Genomic DNA, 18,230 nt, shown 5'->3' with positions numbered 1-18,230 from the left:
AGTGGGGGGTTTCATCCATGGCACTTTTCGGCAACGCGCACACCATCGATCCGGCCCAGGCGGCATCGGACTTCGGCAAGCTGCTGGGCGCCGGTGAGGGTGTGCAGGCGGCGTACCAGCTGGTGCGCGACGTCATCATGTTCACCGACCGCCGGCTGATCCTGGTCGACAAGCAGGGCATCACCGGCAAGAAGGTCGAGTACCACTCGATCCCGTACCGCAGCATCACGCACTTCGCGGTGGAGACGGCCGGCACCTTCGACCTCGACGCCGAGCTGAAGATCTGGGTCTCCGGCAACTCCGTGCCGATCCAGAAGACCTTCACCAAGGGCGTGGACATCTACGAGGTGCAGGCGATCCTCACCCAGTACGTCGCGCGCTAGTCCTACCTGCGCGGGCCGCCCCCGAAGCCTCCTTCGGGGGCGTCGCCCGCCGTGACCGTGGCGATCTCGTCGGCCCCGTCGAGGTCGCCCGCCGTGTACATCCCGCCGGTCTCCTCGCCCGAGGCCTTGCCGCCCGACCAGATCCGGTACTCCGAGCCGCTCTTGAGGGCCGACGACGAGTAGACGACGTTCTGGATCGCCTTCGAGGTGACGTACGAGGCGACCACCTTGCCGTCGGAGTCGACGACGTGCAGGGTCGTCCCCGCCTCCACCGTCGAGTCGAGCGTCACCGACAGCCACCCCTGCCCGGACTCCTCGTCCGGCGCCACGGCCATCCCCGCGCTGCCCGCGGCGAGCAGCACTCCGCCGCTGACGGTGAAGCTGCCGTTGACGTCCAGCGCCCCGTTGCCGCCCATCTCGGGGCCGTTGACCACGAGCGTGCCGCCGGTGATCTCGGCGGTGCCGTTGGAGTCGAACCCGTCGCCGTCCGCGTCGATGACGAGGGTGCCGCCGGTGACCTTCAGGCTGTAGTCGCCCACGGACTCGCCGCCGCCACCGCCGCCGGGGCCGCCGCCGCCCGGGCCACCGCCCTGACCGCCGCCCTGGTCGTCTCCTTGGTCGTCGGAACTCGTCGTGCTTCCCGACGCGTTGACCCCGTCATCGCCCGAGGTGACCTTGGTCGAGCCGCCCGCGACGGTGATGTCCTTGCCCTCAAGGCCCTCGTTCGACCGCGCGATCTCGACCGCGCCCCCGCTGATGACCAGGTCGCCCTCGGCGTGCACCCCGTCGTCCCCGGCCGCGACGGTCACCTTCGCCCCGCCCAGGTGCACGGCCGCGTCGCTGTGCAGCCCGTCGGCGGACGCGTCGACCTCGACGGTGCCCTTCTCCAGGACCGTGATCACACCGGACTTCAGTCCGTGCGCCGAGGAGTCGTCGGTCGCCTTCGCGGTGACGTCGAGCGTGCCGCCGGTGACGACCAGGTCGGTGGCCGCGTCGACGCCGTCGCCGGCGGCGGTCACCTGGACCGTCCCTGCCGAGAGGGCGATGTAACCCGCCTTCGTGTCCTCGGTGTTGTCGGACTTCAGCCCGTCGCCCCGGGCGCTCACCTTCACCGAGCCGCCCTTCACGACGAGGTAGTCCTTGCCGCGTACGCCGTCGTCGGCGGCCTCGACCGTGACCGTGCCGGACGCGATGACCAGGCCGTCCTTGCTCACGATCCCGTCGTTGCCGTTCCCGTGCACGGTGAGCGAGCCCTCGCCCCCGACGGTGAGGTCCCCGGCGCTGAAGAGAGCGGCGTTCGCATCCGCGTCCTCCTCGTAGGAGTCGGCGTCGGAGAGGGTGTTCTCACTGCCGTCGGCCAGGACGACCACCAGCTCCTCGACCTCCGTCGCCGCGATCGCCGCACCGGAGGAACTGGAGATGTCGACCCCGTCGAGGATCAACGTCACCTTCTGGTCGGGGGCGTTGACGAGCACCTGCCCGTCGGAGAGCTTGCCGCTGAGCCGGTACGTCCCGCCCTCGGTGAGCGTGACGCTCTTCCCGTCGAGCGCGACGTCCTGGGCACCAGAGGTGCTGAGGTCCCCGTCATGGGCCTCCTTGTCGGCGGCGAGAACGGCGGCGGCCTTCTGAGCGCCGTCGACGGAGGCAGCGGCCGAGGACGAGCTCCCGCCGGTCTCCTCCTCCGACTCCGAGGACGACGAGCACCCGGCCAGCGCGGCGGCGCCGAGCACGGCGGACACCACGGCACCCATGGCCTTCGTACGGACGGACGTCGTACGGATTCTCATGCGGAACTCCTGTCTGGGCGGTCCGGGCGAGGTACGGCGCGGCACCGCGCCCGATATGCGGCTCCACCGAGTGGCAGCGACCGGCCCCCACCGGCCCACGGCGCCGTCACCGCTGTCCCGGCGGAGCGCTTCGCGCGGTCGGAAAGTGGCGGCGCAGCACGGGCAGCCACCGGTGGGCGGGCAGTTCGGGGCGGAGGGCGGCGAGGCCCGTGCCGTACTTCGACACCGGGAGGGGGCGGTGGCGCAGGGACCACAGCAGGCGGTCGGCACCGGAGCCGGCCCGGCCGGACTTGGTCTCGACGATCGCGCGGTCGGGGGTGCGCAGTTCGGCCGCGCCGTCCGGGAGGGACCAGGTCAGACCGGTGTCCACGGTGAGGCGGCTGTCGGTGGCGGGGAGGTGGAGGGTGGTGCGGCGGTACGCCGTGGTCAGGGTGGGTTCGAGTCGGAGGTGCCGGATGTCGATGCCGGCCCCGGCGAGCGTGTCGTCGGCGTAGGCGCGGGCCTCGGGGGACAGCCGGTGCGGATCACCGTCGTACGGCATGCGGTCCTTGACCGTGATGCCGCGCGGGCCGCGCGTCTTGACCTCGACGAAGCGCTCCCCGGAGTCCAGGTAGGTGCGGATGCGCAGCTTGAAGCGGCGTCTGCGCTGCCGGGCGGCGCCGAGGTAGCCGTCCAGGCCCGGGGTGTCGAAGTACAGGGACCGGTAGCCGAACCGCCGCTCGCCGTCGATCTCCAGGACCCGTACGTCCTCGCCCAGGCCGCCGAACAGGATCGGCAGGTCGGCCGGCGGCAGGACGTACTTGCGGTCGAGGCGGGTCAGCAGCGGCGGGAGTTCGTCGAGACCGACGGGGCGCAGGAGCCGTACGGCCGTGTGGACGGAGTCGAGCGCGGTCACGCCCGTATGTCCTGTTCGGCGGGGACACCGGCCTCCTGCGGGACCGGGGTGCCGGAGACGATGTAGCGGACCTCGACCTGGGTGGTGTCGTTGACGAGGTCGACGCTTCGCACCGTCAGGTTGACCACCCGGCCGCCGAGCAGGACTTCGAGGTGGGCGCGCAGGGCGTCGTCGTCGGTGTAGGCCGAGTCCAGGCGCAGGCTGCGCTGGCGGTGACGGGGGAAGAGGCGGGGGTGGTCGGCGACGTACATCACGGCGACGATCAGCGCCGTCATCGCGGCGGTCAGCGGGTTGGCCTCGGCGGGGAGTCCGCCGAGCAGACCGATGGCCAGGGCGGAGAAGTAGTACGCGATCTCGTGCTGGGCGATCTCGTACGACCGCAGCCGGATGATCGACAGCACGCCGAACAGGCCCATCCCCAGCCCGATGCCCACGGACGCCGAGCTCAGGGTCATCGCCACGGCGAGCACCCCGACGTTGACGCCGAGGAAGGAGGCGACGAGGTCGCGGCGGTGGTGGCGCGGGAAGTAGACGCCGAAGACGAGCACCGAGACTGCGGCGAGGTCGGAGGCGACAAGAACCAGCTGGTGAACGGCTGTTGACGTCATGGGAGAACATTCGGGGAACAGCCTGTGAGGTCCCTTTGAGAAGCGTTAAGCGACTTTAAGAAGTCTTGGCGATGTCCGGCCGCTCCGGGTCGGGTGGCTACAAGTTCCCCTGCTGAAAGAGGAGTTCGCTCCCTTACACTTCCCGCGAAGAATCAGGAGGGGGATCTGATGCGCAAGTGGTTCGTGATCGCCGGGGTGATCGGCGGGGCGCTGCTGCCGGCGGTTCCGGCGGCGGCCGTGCACGGAGGCGTGCCGGGTGACTTCAACGGCGACGGCTACAAGGACGCGGTACTGCCGGCGCCGGGGGCGGACGTGTCCGGCAAGGAGGCGGCGGGGGCGGTGGTCGTGCTGTACGGCTCGAAGTCGGGCCTGGCCGCGAGCCACCGCAAGACGATCACGCAGAACACGGCCGGGGTGCCGGGCACGGCGGAGGCGTACGACCGGTTCGGCGAGGCGACCGCTACGGCGGATCTGAACCGGGACGGGTATGCGGACCTGGTGGTGGGGTCGCCCGAGGAGGACACGTCGAAGGGCACCGACTCCGGTGCGGTGACCGTGCTCTGGGGGAGCGCCGACGGACTGACCAGTGGGACGGATCTGCCGACACCGGCGGACGGCCCGGGCCACTACGGGCTGGACATCACCGCGCTCGGCACCGGGGCCGGGGCGAAGACCCGGGTGGCGGTGGCCGGGTGGGACGCGTCCGTGTACTTCAGCGGTCCCTTCACGCGCGGCGGCGGCTTCGGATCCGTCACCTACAACGACAACACGCCCTCCACCGGCTCCGTCGCGCTCGGCGACTTCAACGGCGACAAGGTTCCCGACCCGGCCTCCGCGACCGTCCGCCTGAGCGGCCGGAGCGGCGGCGACGTCTACGCGAACCCCGCCTACGGCAACGAACTCCAGGGCAACGGCCTCATCGTGGCCACCGGCGACATCGACGGCGACGGATACGCCGACCTCGTGGCCGGCGACCCGGACGAACCGGAAGCGGCGGGCGTGGACGGCGCCTCGGGCGGCCGGGTGCTGGTCTGGTACGGCTCGGCGACCGGCGTCGCGACTGACACCGCGCCGGTGCAGATCACGCAGAACACGGCCGGTGTCCCCGGCGCGAGCGAGAAGGACGACGCCTTCGGCGGCGCGCTGGCCGTCGCCGACCTGAACCGGGACGGGCTCGCGGACATCGTCGTCGGCACCCCGTACGAGGACCTCGCCAAGAACCGGGCCGGTCAGGTGACGGTCATCCCGGGCCGCGCCTCGGGATCCCTCGGCACCGGCTCGTACTCCTTCTCCCAGGACACCGCGTCCGTCCCGGGTGCCGCCGAGACCGACGACCTGTTCGGTACGACGGTCTCGGCCGGGGACGTGAACAAGGACGGCAAGCCGGAGCTGTTCGTCGGGGCGTCCGGCGAGAACAACGCCACCGGCGCGGTGTGGGTGTTCCCCGGCGGCTCGTCCCGTCCGACGGCCTCGGGCAGCAAGCTGTTCACGGCCTCGTCGGTTGGCCTCACCCAGCAGTTCGGTACGACGCTCGGCGGCCTCGGCCTGCTCTGGGCGATCTGACCGCTCAGGCGACCGCCATCGCCGGGTTCCACCAGGGCGAGCTGTACCAGCCCCCGGGGACCCGGCGCCCGGCGACGACCCCGCCCGCGTAGTAGTACGGCGTCACCCCGTCCCGCCAGCGGTTGGAGACCGTGTACGTCCGCTCGTCCAGGATGACCCGCCCGTCCCGGGCGGTGACCGCGGGCGTGCCGAGGCCCGGCAGGACGGGCCCGGGGTCCAGGCGGAGCGCGGTGCGGGCGGCGCGGACGTAGTGGAGGCCCTCGACGGCGGCCGCCGTGGCCGAGTCGTACCGCCCGGCGGCGAGCTCCCCCTTCGCGGCGCGGTACCGCTCGGTCGCGTCGGAGAGGGCCTGCACGGCCGCCTTGTCGCCCGCCGCGTCGATCCCCGCCGGCCCGGCCCCGAGCCGCTCGACCCACCGCTCGGCCTCGACACGGGCATCCGTCCCGGGCTCGGGATCGGGATCGGGATCGGGGACAGCGGGCGGCACGGCCACCGGCACGACAGGCTCCGCCCGACCGCCCTGCCTCCGCTGTGCGACGACCGCGGCGGCCGCTCCGACGATCAGCAACAGTGCGAGTACGACGTATCCCATCGCTTCCTCCAGCGCTTGCGGTCTCCCACGGGGCGGGGCGACCCGACCCCGTATGTCCCCATGAGACCCCGGGCCGCTGTGCGCAGCCGCCGAGCCGTCTGTACGGCTCCTGTGAGAACGCCATGGCGGCTCACGGCAAAGGGCGCCCGGGACGTGACCGTCCCGGGCGCCCTTGTACAGGTCCGTGGTTACAGCGAGGTGCCCTCGTTCGTCGCGTCGGGGTCGACGCCCATCGTGATGGAGCCGACGACGCCCTTGGCGATGTTCTTCTTGTTGTACTTCAGCTTGAGCAGGCCGCCCAAGGTGCCGCTCTGGTCATAGATGGTGTCCTCGTCGAGCGTGGTGCGCTCGGTCGTCGAGGTCGAGTACGGCTCGACCTCGGCCGAGGCGAGCACGGACGTCTCGTCGAAGAAGAACTGGCCGGTGTGGCAGGTGTTGCCGCCCTCGTAACCGGCGTCCGTCCACTCTCCGCCCACGTGCACCTTGGTGTGGATGTGGACGGTACGGCCCCGGTACCAGCCCGGGAAGACGGTCTTGAAGGTGACCTTGCCGTGCTTGTCCGTCTTCCACGTGCCGCGCAGATAGCGCTCGTCGTCGGTGGGCTCCTCGTGGACCCCGCCGCCGGTGCCACCGGACGGCGCGCCCGACGGCGGCTCACCGGTCGGGGTGCCGGACGGCGTGCCGGAGGGGGCGTCCGTGGGGGCGGTGCCGCCACCGCCGGTCGACAGGCTCTCGTAGCCCGAGTAGATGCCCAGGGCGTCGCAGTGCCAGATGTCCACGGCGGCGTTGCGGATCGGCTTGCAGGTCTCCGAGTCGATCACCTTGAGGTCGAGGACGAGCGGAATGCCCTCCTTGTCCTCGGTGATGTCACGGCGGAGCTTGTCGGCGTCGATGTAGTACGGACCCTCGGTGGTCTCCGAGGTGAGCTTGTAGCAGACCTCGGCGGAGGAGGTGCTGCTCGCGGAGGCGGTCGCGGTGCCCTTCTTCTCGTCCGCGAAGGCGCCCGAGGCGAGTGCCGCGCCGGCGCCCACGGCCACGGCCGCTCCCGCGCCGGCGACGACGACCTTGCGACGCGTCAGGTCCCGCTTGTGCTTCGGCCCGTTGTCCTGGTGGTTTCCCGTCATGTGAAGGGAAGTTAGGTAAGAAGGCTGTCAGGGGCGTGGGAGAGCACTGTGGTGTTCTCAAAGGAATACGATAGGGAAGCCTTGCCTTACTTGGCAGTTGAGCCCGTCGTCGCGGTCGCAACGGCCGTCTCCGGCAGACCGTCCGAGGCCCGCGCACCGCGGATGAACCGCGCCGCGACCACCGCGAGCAGCGAGGCCGCCGACAGTGTGTAGAGACCGCCGTTGGTGCTGCCCGTCGTGTCCTTGAGATAGCCGAAGAGCGTGGGCGAGACGAACCCGCCCAGGTTTCCTATGGAGTTGATCAGCGCGAGTCCTGGCGCGGCGATCCTCAGGTCGAGCCCGGACTGCGCCATGGGCCAGAACAGCGTGGCCGCGCACTTCGAGCCGACCCCCGCGAGGGTGATCGCGGCGAGCCCGAACCAGGGGGAGCCGAGGGTGGCCAGATAGGTGCCGATGGCCGAGAGGAGGAGCGTGAGCGCCAGGAAGGGCCGGCGGTCCGGGGCCCGGTCCGTGAAGTGGCTCATCGAGTACATGGCGACCATCGAGCAGACCGCGGGGATCGCCGACAGGAGCCCGACCTGGAAGGACGACAGCCCGCCGATCTCCTCGATCAGGCTCGGCAGCCAGAAGGTGATCGCGTACCCGGTCAGCGTCATCGAGAAGAACGCGCCGGTGAGCAGGGCGACTTGGGGATGCAGGATGAGCTTCAGCCGCGAGGTCCGCGGGGCGCGGCTGCGGACGTCCTCGTCCCGCGCGACCGCCGCGCGCAGCGCATGCTTCTCCTCCGCCGACAGCCAGCGCGCGTCCTCGATCCGGGAGACGAGGAAGAACCCGACGGCGATACCGACGGCCACGGAGAAGGCGCCTTCCAGCGCGAACATCCAGCGCCAGCCGGCCAGTCCGCCCGCCCCGTGGAGTTCGAGCAGGGCGCCGGTGACCGGGCCGGTGATGATGCCGGCGGCGGCCGATCCGCCGAGGAAGATCGCACTGGCCCGGCCGCGGTGGGCGTCGGGCAGCCACTGGGTCATGTAGAGCATCGCGCCGGGGAAGAAGCCGGCTTCCGCGACACCCAGCAGGAAGCGCAGGACGTAGAACATCGTGACGTTGTGGATGAAGCACATCGCCACGATCACCAGGCCCCAGGTGATCATGATCCGGGTCAGCCAGATCCGGGCGCCGAAGCGCTCCAGGAGCATGTTGCTGGGCACCTCGAACAGCGCGTACCCGATGAAGAACAGGCCGGCGCCGAGTCCGTACGCGGTCGCACCGATCCCGACGTCGGCCTGGAGCTCGTCCTGGACGAACCCGATGTTCGTCCGGTCCAGATTGTTGACCAGCAGCATCAGCACCAGCAGCGGCATCATGCGGCGCAGGAACTTGCCGACGGCGCGGCTCTCGGGTTCTGACATCGTTGGTTCTGACATCGTTGTCTCCCACGATCGACGTACACATACATGAACTTGCATCACGTATCTGCGCGACCATACGGAGGGGTCCCTTCCGGGTCAATGGATCGGCCCGGGGGTTGGCGGTACGTCCACAGGTGTGAACAAACGGGGGAGGGCCCCGCTCCTCCCGAAACCGCAGGTCGGGTAGGGGGCGGGGCCCGGTGGATCAGGTGGCGGACGGAGACGGGGACGCACTCGCCGGGGGCGGGGAGTCCTGCCCGTCGTTGGCCGCCTCCGGGTCCACGCCGACCGTGATCGACCCGCGGACGCCCTTGCCGATGTCGTCCTTGCGGTAGTGCAGCTTCAGCAGACCGCCCGCGGTGCCGCTGCCGTCGTAGATCGTGTCCTCGTCGAGCGTGGTGCGCTCGGCGGCGTTGGAGACGTACGGCTCCAGCGTCGTCGTCGCGATGACCGACTCCTCGTCGAAGAAGAACTGGCCGGTGTGGCAGGTGTTGCCGCCCTCGTAACCGGCGTCCGTCCACTCACCGTTGACATGCACCTTGGTGTGGATGTGGACGGTACGGCCCCGGTACCAGCCCGGGAAGACCGTCTTGAAGGTGACGAACCCCTGCCGGTCCGTCCGCCAGGTGCCACGCAGATAGCGGGTGTCGTCGGTGGGCTCCTGGTGCCCGCCGCCACCGCCCGGGGGAGGGCCGGTCGGAGCGTCGGTGGGGGTGCCGGTCGGGGTGCCCGTGGGAGCCGGGCCACCGCCGCCCCCGCTGCCCATGTCCTCGTACCCCGAGTAGACGCCCACCGCGTCGCAGTGCCAGATGTCCACGGCCGCGTTCCGGACCGGCCGGCAGGTCTCGTTGTCGATCACCTTGATCCTGAGGAGGAACGGGATACCCGGCCGGTCCTCGGTGACGTCCCGGCGGATCTTGTCCGCGTCGATGTAGTACGGACCCTCGGTGGTCTCCGAGGTCAGCACATAGCACTCCTCGGCCGCCTGCGCCGGTGGCCGTCTCTTCTCCCCCGCCCTGGCGTTCGCCGCGTACGCGCTGCCGCCCAGGCCCGCCGCCGCGACCGCGCCGGCGCCCACCGCGACGACCTTACGGCGCGTCACATCCCGTACTTCTGCTGCTTCTTGAGGCTGGTGATTCGCTGTCATGCGGCTGGAAGCTAGGCAAGAAGGCTGTCAGCGAGCTGAGAAAACAGCCCGATTTCGGCGCGCACGCAAAAGGGACTTGAAATCGTCCGTCGATTTCAAGTCCCTTTGCGATCAACCGAGTTACAAGGCTTGCCTTACTTCGGCTGCGGCTTGCGCACCGACAGGTGCAGCTCCTTCAGCCGCGCCTCCTCCAGCTCCGTCGGCGCGCCCATCATCAGGTCCTGGGCGTTGCCGTTGAGCGGGAAGGCGATGGTCTCGCGGATGTTCGGCTCGTCGGCCAGCAGCATCACGATGCGGTCGACGCCGGGCGCGATCCCGCCGTGCGGCGGGGCGCCGAAGCGGAACGCGCGCAGCATACCGGCGAACTTCTCCTCCACCGTCTCGCGGTCGTAGCCCGCGATCTCGAAGGCCTTCAGCATGATCTCGGGCTCGTGGTTCCGGATCGCGCCGGAGGACAGCTCGACGCCGTTGCAGACGATGTCGTACTGCCAGCCGAGGATGTCCAGCGGGTCCTGGGTCTCCAGGGCCTCGAGACCGCCCTGCGGCATGGAGAACGGGTTGTGCGAGAAGTCGATCGCGCCGGTCTCCTCGTCCTTCTCGTACATCGGGAAGTCGACGATCCAGCAGAACCGGAAGACGCCCTCCTCGAAGTGCCCGGCGCGCTTGGCGGCCTCGACCCGCACCGCGCCCATGATCTTCGAGACCTCGTCGAACTCGCCCGCGCCGAAGAACACCGCGTGCCCGGCGGCCAGCGACAGCCGCTTGGTCAGCTCGGCGACGTTCTCCTCGGTGAGGAACTTCGCGATCGGCCCGGACAGCGAACCGTCCTCGGCCACGCGGACCCAGGCCAGACCCTTCGCACCCTGCGAGACGGCGTAGTCGCCGAGCTGGTCGAAGAACTTCCGCGGCTGCGCGGAGACGTCCGGCACCGCCAGCGCCCGCACGTGCTTGCCGGCGAACGCCTTGAACTCCGAGCCCTCGAAGACATCGGTGATGTCGACGAGCTCCAGCTGGGCCCGCAGGTCCGGCTTGTCGGAGCCGTACTTCAGCATCGCCTCACGGAACGGGATCCTCGGGAAGGGAGACGTCACATGACGCCCGTTGCCGAACTCCTCGAACAGCTCCGTCATGAGCTTCTCGATCGGCTGGAAGACGTCCTCCTGCTCGACGAAGCTCATCTCGACGTCGAGCTGGTAGAACTCGCCCGGCGAACGGTCCGCACGGGCGTCCTCGTCACGGAAACAGGGCGCGATCTGGAAGTACCGGTCGAAGCCGGAGATCATCAGCAGCTGCTTGAACTGCTGCGGCGCCTGGGGGAGGGCGTAGAACTTGCCCGGGTTCAGACGCGACGGCACGACGAAGTCACGCGCGCCCTCGGGAGAGGTGGCGGACAGGATCGGGGTCGCCATCTCGTTGAACCCGAGGGCCGTCATCTTGTGACGAATGGCGGAGATGACCGACGTACGCAGCAGGATGTTCTTGTGCATCCGCTCACGGCGCAGGTCCAGGAAGCGGTACTCCAGGCGCCGCTCCTCGTTGACCCCGTCCTCGGTGTTGATCGTGAACGGCAGCGGGGCGGCCGCGCCGAGCAGCTCGACCTCGCCGACCTCGACCTCGATCTCACCGGTGGGCAGGTCGGCGTTCACGTTGTCGGTTCCACGTGAAACAACCTTGCCGTCTACACGGACCGTCGACTCCTTGGAGACCTTGTCCAGGGCCTCGTACGCGGGCGTGCCGGGCCGGGCGACGAGCTGCGTGATGCCGTAGTGGTCGCGCAGATCGATGAAGAGGATGCCGCCCAGGTCGCGCCGATTGTGCAGCCAGCCGCTCAGCCGGACGTCGGTACCGACGTCAGAGGCGCGGAGCTCGCCGCAGGTGTGGGACCTGTACCGATGCATCGTCGTTCATCGTCCTTACATCTTGGGCTGTGCCGAGGGTCACTCCCCGACAAGGAACGGGCCATGGTGCCCGGACCTGCCAAGGGTACCGGCCGCCCCAAGATCGGCTCCCCACCATTAATCACGGGACGCGGGCCCGGCCATCGGTGGCAGCCCCCGATCACCTCTCCCTACAGTGGGGCAATGCGCACTGGTGAGCCCCTGCCCGCCGTGGGGGACGTCCTCGCCGCCCTCGCGACCGGCCTGTGGCACTGGGACACCGCAACGGGCCAGGTCACCGTGGACGCCGAGGCCGCACGCCTGCTCGGGCTGCCCGCCGAGCCGACCACCCTCACGGAGGTCCAGGCACGCGCGCGTATGCACGCCGTCGACTGGAACGAGATCACCGGCGTCATCCAGCTCGCCGTCGCCGAGGGCACCCTCGCCGAGGTCCGCATCCGGATCATGGACGAGCAGAACCGGGTGGTGCGGGTCGTCCGCAGCCGCTCGAACCCCTCCTACGACGCCGCGCGCCGCGCCTTCGTCCTGATCGGCACCCTCCAGGAGGTCACCGAGCCCTCACCCGGCACCCCGGCCGCCCGCAGCGCGATCACCGGCGACTGGCGGCGATCCAGGGAGGCGTTCCTGCTGGACGCGGGCCGCGCCCTGGCCGAGGCCCGCTCGACGGAGGAGGTCCTGCGGGTCGCCGCGGGCCTGTCGATGCCGGGCTTCTCCCCGGACGGCCTCGCGGTCTTCGGCGTCGAGGGCGACCGCCTGAAGATCATCGGCCACCACGGCCAGCAGCCCGGCGACGAGGGCCCCTTCTCCCACATGGCCCTGGAGACGGACTACCCGGCCGCCGAGGTGGTCCGCACCGGCCGCGCGGTCTACCTCTCCACCCCCGAGCAGTACCGGAACCGCTACCCGGTCACCTGGCCCCTCGCGGCCCACTTCGGCCGCCAGTCCTGGGCCTTCATCCCCCTCACGGTCGCGGGCCGCACGATGGGCGCGTGGATGGCGGCCTTCGCCTACCCGGTCGCCTTCACCCCGGACGAGAGATCCGTGCTCACGACGGTCGCCCGGATGCTCGCCCAGGCACTGTCCCGCGCGGAGGCGGCGGAGTCGGCCAGAGAGCTCACCGACGGCCTCCAACGCTCCATGCTCCCCAAACTGGGCCCCGAGATACCGGGCATGAGCGTGGCGGCCCGCTATGTCCCCACCGGCGGCGGCCTCCAGGTGGGCGGCGACTGGTACGACATGATCCCGCTGCCCGGGGGAGGACGCTTCGCCCTGGTCATAGGCGACGTACAGGGCCACGACGTCCACGCGGCAGGCCTCATGGGCCAGCTGCGCATAGCCCTGCGGGCCTACGCCTCGGAGGGCCACCGCCCCGACGCGGTCCTGTCCCGCGCCTCCCGCTTCCTGCACGGCATGACGTACGACGCCGACGACCCCGCCGACCATCGCTTCGCGACCTGCCTCTACGTCGAGGTCGACCCCGCCACCGGCCGCCTCGACATCGCCCGCGCCGGCCACCCCGACCCCGCGATCCGCATGGCGGACGGCACGGTCCTGGTCCGCCGCACGGACGGCGGCCTCCCCCTCGGCATCGACCCCGACGCCGACTACCCCACGACCCGCCTCACCCTCGAGCCCGGCGAGACGATGATGGTCTGCACCGACGGCCTGATCGAGACGGGCGGCCACGACCTGGAGACCGGCTGGCAGCGGGTCCGCACGATCCTGGAGGAGCACAAGGGCGATCTCGAGGAACTGGCGGACGCCCTGGTCCAGGCAGTGCACGGCCCCTCCTCCCACCACACGACGGGCCCTCTGGCGGACCGCCGCGAGGACGACATAGCGGTGTTGCTGCTGTGCCGCGAGGGAGCGGGCTGCGGCTGCGGCGACACCGTCGTGACGACACCGCCGATCCGCCGCACGATGCTGTCGGTCGCCCAGGCGGAACCGGAACGCGTGGCAGTGGCCCGCCAGCAACTGAAGGAGCTCCTCCACGACTGGCCGTCGGAGGACCAGGTGGACTCGGCGGTACTGCTGCTGTCCGAGATGCTGACGAACGTCCTGGTCCACACCGACGCGGACGCGCTGCTCCTGGCGGAGGTACGCGGCGAACAGGGCGCCCGCCATATACATGTGAAGGTGACGGACACCAGCGACGACCTCCCCCACGTCCGCCGCCCCGGCGAACTGGCGTCGTCGGGCCGCGGTCTGGTCCTCATCGAACTGCTTGCCGACACCTGGGGCGTGGACCCGCAGGGCGAGGGCAAGAGCATCTGGTTCGAGCTCTACGAGTCCACGGCGGCGGAGACACCGGAATAACGCGGTCGGCAGAATCGGTACGTCTGTCCACCTTTCGGATGAACGTCCTTGCTATGGACATGAGTTACCCCTCCGCGTCTCTAGGTTCCGGAGCGGAGGTGATGCTCGATGAACGAGCAGAACAACACGCGCAAGGACGCGATCGACATCAACGACTTCGTGTTCGCGGCCACAGGGGCCCGGGTACGGAGGCTGACGATGCCGGACGGGACGCACTGGTTTCCCACGGCGGACGTACTCAAGGAGCTGGGATACAGGAACCCCCGGAAGACTCTGGCGGACCATGTCCCCACCGAGCACCGAGAGAGTCTTGAGAGCGTAACTGGAGGGTACGCTCTCAGCATTCCCGCAGGTCGGGAGTGGCGCCGAGACATGAATCTTGTGGACCTCCAGGGTCTGATCCGGTTGGTCAACGGCTGCACCAAACCGTCGGCCCAGCCCTTCAAGGCATGGGTCTCCGAAGTCATCGCCACCATCCAGCGCGACGGCTCCTACTCCCTGGAACCCGCCCCCGTGCAGCAGCCCGCCGCCACGGGCTGCACCGCATACGCCGTGCCTGAACAGCTCGCTGACGCCCTGGTCCGGCTCGAAGAACGCAGCATCCAGACGAACGAGGCACTCCAGCAGATCAACAACAGCCAGAACACCATCGTCGAGGTACTCCGGGACATCGCCCAGACCCTCCGAGGCCGCAACGATCTCGCCCGCACCGTCCAGGCACCGGAGTTGACGCCCGAACAGCTCTTGTCCAACTGGAGGACCAGGAACCTGGTGGTCACCGAGGACATCCACACGGTGGCCGCCCACCTGGCCCCCGCCCTCCTGCACGGTGGGGCCGACTACAGCGTGGAGGAGATCGCCGTGTGCACCGGGCTGTCGCCCTCCCGGGTCCAGAACAGCCTGGAGCTGCTGTCCGAGAACGGGTGCGTGCGGCAGGTGGGCCGCGCTCCGGACGGCGCGCCGTTCTACGTACTGCCGTGATCCGGTAGCGCCCACGGAGAGAAGGCCCGAAGCCGCACCTCGAACTTGCGGCTTCGGGCCTTCTCACAACCTACCGAGTCTCAGCCCGCTTTACAGGCCACCCTGCGACATCCCGTGCACGGCCGGGATCGTCCCCAGCCGCCCCTTCTGGAAGTCGTCGAACGCCTGCTGGAGTTCCTCACGGGTGTTCATGACGAACGGGCCGTAGTGGGCCATGGGCTCACGGATCGGCTGGCCGCCCAGAAGTACGACCTCCATGTCCGGCGTGTGCGAGTCCTGCTTCTCGTCCGCGCGGACGGTCAGGGACCCACCTGCGCCGAAGACCGCGGTCTGACCCAGGTGGATCGGTCGCCGCTCGGCGCCCACCGACCCCCGGCCGGCGAGGACGTACGCAAGTCCGTTGAAGTCCTCCCGCCACGGCAGCGTGAGCTCCGCACCCGGCGCCAGCGTCGCGTGGACCATCGTGATCGGGGTGTGAGTGATACCGGGACCGTCGTGACCGTCCAGCTCACCGGCGATCACTCGAAGGAGTGCGCCACCGTCGGGCGTCGTCAGCAGCTGGACGTTGCCACCGCGGATGTCCTGGTAGCGCGGGGCCATCATCTTGTCCTTGGCAGGGAGGTTCACCCACAGCTGGAGGCCGTGGAAGAGACCGCCGGACATGACCAGGGACTCCGGCGGCGCCTCGATGTGGAGCAGGCCCGAACCGGCGGTCATCCACTGGGTGTCGCCGTTGGTGATGGTGCCGCCGCCGCCCTGGCTGTCCTGGTGGTCGAAGACGCCGTCGATGATGTAGGTGACGGTCTCGAAGCCACGGTGCGGGTGCCAGGGGGTGCCCTTCGGCTCCCCAGGCGCGTAATCAACCTCCCCCATCTGATCCATCATGATGAACGGATCCAGCTGCCGGTAATGGATCCCGGCGAACGCACGGCGCACCGGAAAGCCCTCACCCTCGAAACCGCTCGGCGCGGTCGTGACGCCGAGCACGGGACGGGCCACGGCGTCGGCCGGGGCGGCCACGCGGGGGAGCGTCAGCGGGTTCTCCACGGTCACTGCGGGCATGTCGGTACCTCCTTGGTGCGTCCAGTTTAGTTGAGCATTGAACTTCCTGCCACCCCTAACCACGAGGTCCGCAGGCACATTCCCGCCGCCGTCAATGCAACAGGGCCACCGTCCCGACGCCCATCGCCCACAGGCCCGCCGACACCGTGGACAGCCCGAGGACCAGGCGGAACAGACCGAGGGCGAGGTGCCCGGCGGTACGGTGCCCGACCTTGGTGGTGCCCTCCGGATCCTCGGGGTCGTACAGGATGTCGACCTCGTCCGCCCCGCCCTGCCGCCCGCTGCGCGTACGCGCGTTGCCCAGGGCGTCGACGTACGCGTACGTGTGATGCGTGACGGCGTCCTCGCCGGTCCCGACCTCGTACGACCGCTCGCGCCGTCCCTCCACCGTGATCCCCCGGCGGCGCAGCACGACAGCCTCCCGCACCGTGCGCACGCCGCCCGGCAGGACGGTGCTCCCGGCGCCCGTCAGCATCGGACCGGCCAGCCAGAGGACGACGGCCCGCTCCCCCGCACCGCGGTTCACCAGCACCACCGCGACCAGCACGTAAGTGAGGAGCAGGGCGCCGAGGATCGCGTATCCCAGATGTGGGCCGGACCGCTCGACCGGCTCCGCCGACACCTGTGGACGCGGCTCGTCGGCGTCGCGCACGGGCAGTGCCCGGCGTACCGCCTCGGCGAACGCCTGTACGGCCGGTGCGCTGCGGGAGGTGAGGGAGTAGGAGTAGGTCACCGGATCGGTGGGGGTCGTGGCCACGACGACCGTCAGCACCCGGCCTCCGGGGCCGGTCACGTCGACGCGGGCGATCGCCGCGACGGGGATCCGGTGGCGCACTCCACCGGTCTCCAGCAGCACGGCGCCCGCCCGGAGGCGGGCAACAGAACGCCGCCGACCGTGCAGGACCAGCGGCGATGTGTCGATCTCGGTCACGCGGGCACAGTAGGCGAGCCCGGGGACCGGAAGGAGCGGTTCAGTCGTAGCGGTCGTGGATGCGGCACTCAGCCGTACATCCGGCGCATCGCGAACTCGACCATCTGCTCCACGGCCTTCGCGTCGAAGACCATCCGGTGCTCGCCCTCCATGTCGAGGACGAAGCCGTAGCCGGTGGGCAGCAGGTCGATCACCTCCGCGCCCGTGATCACGAAGTACTTGGACTCCTTGCCCGCGTACCGGCGCAGTTCCTTGAGCGAGGTGAACATCGGGATCACCGGCTGCTGGGTGTTGTGCAGGGCGAGGAATCCGGGGTTGTCGCCGCGCGGGCAGTACACCTTGGACGTGGCGAAGACCTGCTGGAAGTCCTCCGCCGCCAGCTGGCCCGTCGTGAAGGCCCGCACGGCGTCCGCGAGGGACGGCGGGGACGGCTCGGGATACAGCGGCGGCTGCTGGCCGTACCCGCCCGGCATCTGCTGCTGTGGGGCGGCGTACTGCTGCTGCGTACCCGCGCTCTGGTCGTAGCCGTACATGGGCGCAAGAGTACCGATCGGGGCGGGGGCGGCGGGCGGCAATGGGGACCGGGCAGACCGACAGCGGCTTGACAGGCGGCGGCCGTGGTTTCCGGCGGCCGCCCCTCGTAGCGTCTGTAGTGCCGAGGGGAGCGGCACGGACAGCGGCCCACCACCAAGAGGACAGCCATGCGCGGACACCACGACGACGCAGCTCACGAGCACGACGGAGGACTCGCCCACGATCTTCCCGTCCTCGCCCGCCGGCGGATGATCCGGCTGATGGCGGGAGCGAGCCTGGTACCGCTGGTCGGCTGTTCCGCCGACAACGACTCCACCGCGTCCACCTCATCCTCTGCCACGGCCGGCTCGTCGTCCTCCTCGGAATGCGCCACCATTCCCGAGGAGACCGCCGGGCCCTACCCCGGCGACGGATCGAACGGTGTGAACGTCCTCAGGGAGAGCGGTGTCGTCCGCAGCGACATCCGCACGAGCTTCGGCGACTCCGGGGGCGGCACCGCCGAGGGGGTGCCCCTGACGTTCACGCTGACGGTCGTGGACGCCGCCTCCGGCTGCGGGACCCCGAGAGAGGGCGCCGCGGTCTACGTCTGGCACTGCGACCGCGAAGGGAACTACTCCCTGTACACCGAGGGCGTCACGGACGAAAACTATCTGCGGGGTGTGCAGGAGACCGACGACAAGGGGCAGGTCACCTTCACCAGCGTCTTCCCGGGCTGCTACACCGGCCGCTGGCCGCACGTCCACTTCGAGGTCTACGCCGACCTGGAGGACGCGACCGCGGCCACCTCCATCACCAACACCTCGCAGCTCGCGTTCCCCAAGGACGTCTGCGACACGGTGTACGCGACGGACGGCTACAGCGAGAGTGTGTCCAACCTCGGTCGGCTCTCCATCGAGACGGACATGGTTTTCAGTGATGGGTACGACCAGCAGATGGCGGCCGTCACCGGAAGTGTCGAGAGGGGTTACACCGCCACCCTCACGATTCCGGTGTGAACCGT

General features: G+C 69.9%; 16 protein-coding genes. 5 read left to right on the top strand and 11 right to left on the bottom strand.

The window, feature by feature from the left end; all coding sequences use genetic code 11:
- Nucleotides 1-17 precede the first annotated feature (17 nt).
- The gene (locus ACWD3I_RS07725) at nt 18-383 is read left to right on the top strand and encodes a PH domain-containing protein (protein WP_365393646.1); all 366 of its coding nucleotides are present in this window, start codon (nt 18-20) and stop codon (nt 381-383) included.
- Nucleotides 384-385: 2 nt separating this feature from the next.
- Here the strand turns inward: ACWD3I_RS07725 and ACWD3I_RS07720 are convergent, their stop codons facing one another.
- The 3 genes from ACWD3I_RS07720 to ACWD3I_RS07710 all read right to left on the bottom strand — a co-directional run bounded on the left by ACWD3I_RS07720 (nt 386) and on the right by ACWD3I_RS07710 (nt 3,673).
- Nucleotides 386-2,170, bottom strand: a complete 1,785-nt coding sequence (locus tag ACWD3I_RS07720; protein ID WP_365393644.1) for a carbohydrate-binding domain-containing protein — start codon at nt 2,168-2,170, stop codon at nt 386-388.
- Between the two features lie 106 nt (nt 2,171-2,276).
- Nucleotides 2,277-3,065 carry a polyphosphate polymerase domain-containing protein gene (locus tag ACWD3I_RS07715; RefSeq protein WP_365393642.1) on the bottom strand — a complete coding sequence of 263 codons (789 nt, stop codon included), beginning with the start codon at nt 3,063-3,065 and terminating at the stop codon, nt 2,277-2,279.
- Nucleotides 3,062-3,673, bottom strand: a complete 612-nt coding sequence (locus ACWD3I_RS07710; protein ID WP_266889894.1) for a DUF4956 domain-containing protein — start codon at nt 3,671-3,673, stop codon at nt 3,062-3,064. Before ACWD3I_RS07710 ends, ACWD3I_RS07715 begins: the two co-directional genes overlap by 4 nt.
- Nucleotides 3,674-3,841: 168 nt before the next feature.
- Here ACWD3I_RS07710 and ACWD3I_RS07705 point away from each other — a divergent pair, with 168 nt between their 5' ends.
- On the top strand, nt 3,842-5,236 hold the full coding sequence (locus ACWD3I_RS07705) for a VCBS repeat-containing protein (protein WP_365393640.1): 1,395 nt from the start codon (nt 3,842-3,844) through the stop codon (nt 5,234-5,236).
- Between the two features lie 4 nt (nt 5,237-5,240).
- Here the strand turns inward: ACWD3I_RS07705 and ACWD3I_RS07700 are convergent, their stop codons facing one another.
- The 5 genes from ACWD3I_RS07700 to aspS form a co-directional block, all read right to left on the bottom strand.
- Nucleotides 5,241-5,828 carry a hypothetical protein gene (locus ACWD3I_RS07700; protein ID WP_365393638.1) on the bottom strand — a complete coding sequence of 196 codons (588 nt, stop codon included), beginning with the start codon at nt 5,826-5,828 and terminating at the stop codon, nt 5,241-5,243.
- Nucleotides 5,829-6,016: 188 nt separating this feature from the next.
- Nucleotides 6,017-6,952, bottom strand: coding sequence for an intradiol ring-cleavage dioxygenase (locus ACWD3I_RS07695; RefSeq protein ID WP_365393636.1), 936 nt, complete (start codon nt 6,950-6,952; stop codon nt 6,017-6,019).
- A gap of 86 nt (nt 6,953-7,038) precedes the next feature.
- Nucleotides 7,039-8,361: an MFS transporter gene (locus ACWD3I_RS07690; protein WP_365393634.1), complete on the bottom strand. Its 1,323-nt coding sequence runs from the start codon at nt 8,359-8,361 to the stop codon at nt 7,039-7,041.
- A 205-nt stretch (nt 8,362-8,566) separates the two neighbouring features.
- A complete protein-coding gene (locus tag ACWD3I_RS07685; RefSeq protein ID WP_365393632.1) occupies nt 8,567-9,508 on the bottom strand; it encodes an intradiol ring-cleavage dioxygenase in 942 nt (313 codons plus the stop codon).
- A gap of 134 nt (nt 9,509-9,642) precedes the next feature.
- A complete protein-coding gene (gene aspS, locus ACWD3I_RS07680; RefSeq protein ID WP_365393630.1) occupies nt 9,643-11,406 on the bottom strand; it encodes an aspartate--tRNA ligase in 1,764 nt (587 codons plus the stop codon).
- Between the two features lie 183 nt (nt 11,407-11,589).
- Between aspS and ACWD3I_RS07675 the strand changes: the two genes are divergently transcribed.
- Nucleotides 11,590-13,722: an ATP-binding SpoIIE family protein phosphatase gene (locus ACWD3I_RS07675; RefSeq protein ID WP_365393628.1), complete on the top strand. Its 2,133-nt coding sequence runs from the start codon at nt 11,590-11,592 to the stop codon at nt 13,720-13,722.
- Between the two features lie 108 nt (nt 13,723-13,830).
- Nucleotides 13,831-14,703 carry a BRO-N domain-containing protein gene (locus ACWD3I_RS07670; protein WP_365393626.1) on the top strand — a complete coding sequence of 291 codons (873 nt, stop codon included), beginning with the start codon at nt 13,831-13,833 and terminating at the stop codon, nt 14,701-14,703.
- A 90-nt stretch (nt 14,704-14,793) separates the two neighbouring features.
- On the opposite strand, the gene ACWD3I_RS07665 is transcribed toward ACWD3I_RS07670, so the two are convergent.
- The 3 genes from ACWD3I_RS07665 to ACWD3I_RS07655 form a co-directional block, all read right to left on the bottom strand.
- Nucleotides 14,794-15,765 carry a pirin family protein gene (locus ACWD3I_RS07665; RefSeq protein ID WP_351675558.1) on the bottom strand — a complete coding sequence of 324 codons (972 nt, stop codon included), beginning with the start codon at nt 15,763-15,765 and terminating at the stop codon, nt 14,794-14,796.
- A 91-nt stretch (nt 15,766-15,856) separates the two neighbouring features.
- Nucleotides 15,857-16,696, bottom strand: coding sequence for a hypothetical protein (locus ACWD3I_RS07660; RefSeq protein WP_365393624.1), 840 nt, complete (start codon nt 16,694-16,696; stop codon nt 15,857-15,859).
- A 68-nt stretch (nt 16,697-16,764) separates the two neighbouring features.
- Nucleotides 16,765-17,229 (bottom strand): SseB family protein, encoded by a 465-nt coding sequence (locus ACWD3I_RS07655; RefSeq protein ID WP_046261114.1) that lies wholly within the window; start codon nt 17,227-17,229, stop codon nt 16,765-16,767.
- A gap of 168 nt (nt 17,230-17,397) precedes the next feature.
- On the opposite strand from ACWD3I_RS07655, the gene ACWD3I_RS07650 reads away from it, so the two are divergent.
- Nucleotides 17,398-18,225, top strand: a complete 828-nt coding sequence (locus ACWD3I_RS07650; protein ID WP_365393621.1) for an intradiol ring-cleavage dioxygenase — start codon at nt 17,398-17,400, stop codon at nt 18,223-18,225.
- The last annotated feature ends 5 nt before the right edge of the window (nt 18,226-18,230 follow it).

It is taken from the genome of Streptomyces sp. NPDC002817, assembly GCF_053592055.1.
The sequence above is the reverse complement of the archived record's forward strand: the minus strand, read 5'-3'. Positions and strand labels throughout refer to the sequence as shown.

What these genes read in the sequence shown, in the direction of transcription:
- ACWD3I_RS07650 (WP_365393621.1), top strand. Translation starts at nt 17,398, where the DNA reads ATGCGCGGACACCACGACGACGCAGCTCACGAGCACGACGGAGGACTC.
- ACWD3I_RS07665 (WP_351675558.1), bottom strand. Translation starts at nt 15,765, where the DNA reads ATGCCCGCAGTGACCGTGGAGAACCCGCTGACGCTCCCCCGCGTGGCC.
- ACWD3I_RS07690 (WP_365393634.1), bottom strand. Translation starts at nt 8,361, where the DNA reads ATGTCAGAACCCGAGAGCCGCGCCGTCGGCAAGTTCCTGCGCCGCATG.
- ACWD3I_RS07685 (WP_365393632.1), bottom strand. Translation starts at nt 9,508, where the DNA reads ATGACAGCGAATCACCAGCCTCAAGAAGCAGCAGAAGTACGGGATGTG.
- ACWD3I_RS07725 (WP_365393646.1), top strand. Translation starts at nt 18, where the DNA reads ATGGCACTTTTCGGCAACGCGCACACCATCGATCCGGCCCAGGCGGCA.
- ACWD3I_RS07705 (WP_365393640.1), top strand. Translation starts at nt 3,842, where the DNA reads ATGCGCAAGTGGTTCGTGATCGCCGGGGTGATCGGCGGGGCGCTGCTG.
- ACWD3I_RS07675 (WP_365393628.1), top strand. Translation starts at nt 11,590, where the DNA reads ATGCGCACTGGTGAGCCCCTGCCCGCCGTGGGGGACGTCCTCGCCGCC.
- ACWD3I_RS07655 (WP_046261114.1), bottom strand. Translation starts at nt 17,229, where the DNA reads ATGTACGGCTACGACCAGAGCGCGGGTACGCAGCAGCAGTACGCCGCC.
- ACWD3I_RS07670 (WP_365393626.1), top strand. Translation starts at nt 13,831, where the DNA reads ATGAACGAGCAGAACAACACGCGCAAGGACGCGATCGACATCAACGAC.
- ACWD3I_RS07720 (WP_365393644.1), bottom strand. Translation starts at nt 2,170, where the DNA reads ATGAGAATCCGTACGACGTCCGTCCGTACGAAGGCCATGGGTGCCGTG.
- ACWD3I_RS07710 (WP_266889894.1), bottom strand. Translation starts at nt 3,673, where the DNA reads ATGACGTCAACAGCCGTTCACCAGCTGGTTCTTGTCGCCTCCGACCTC.
- ACWD3I_RS07700 (WP_365393638.1), bottom strand. Translation starts at nt 5,828, where the DNA reads ATGGGATACGTCGTACTCGCACTGTTGCTGATCGTCGGAGCGGCCGCC.
- ACWD3I_RS07695 (WP_365393636.1), bottom strand. Translation starts at nt 6,952, where the DNA reads ATGACGGGAAACCACCAGGACAACGGGCCGAAGCACAAGCGGGACCTG.
- aspS (WP_365393630.1), bottom strand. Translation starts at nt 11,406, where the DNA reads ATGCATCGGTACAGGTCCCACACCTGCGGCGAGCTCCGCGCCTCTGAC.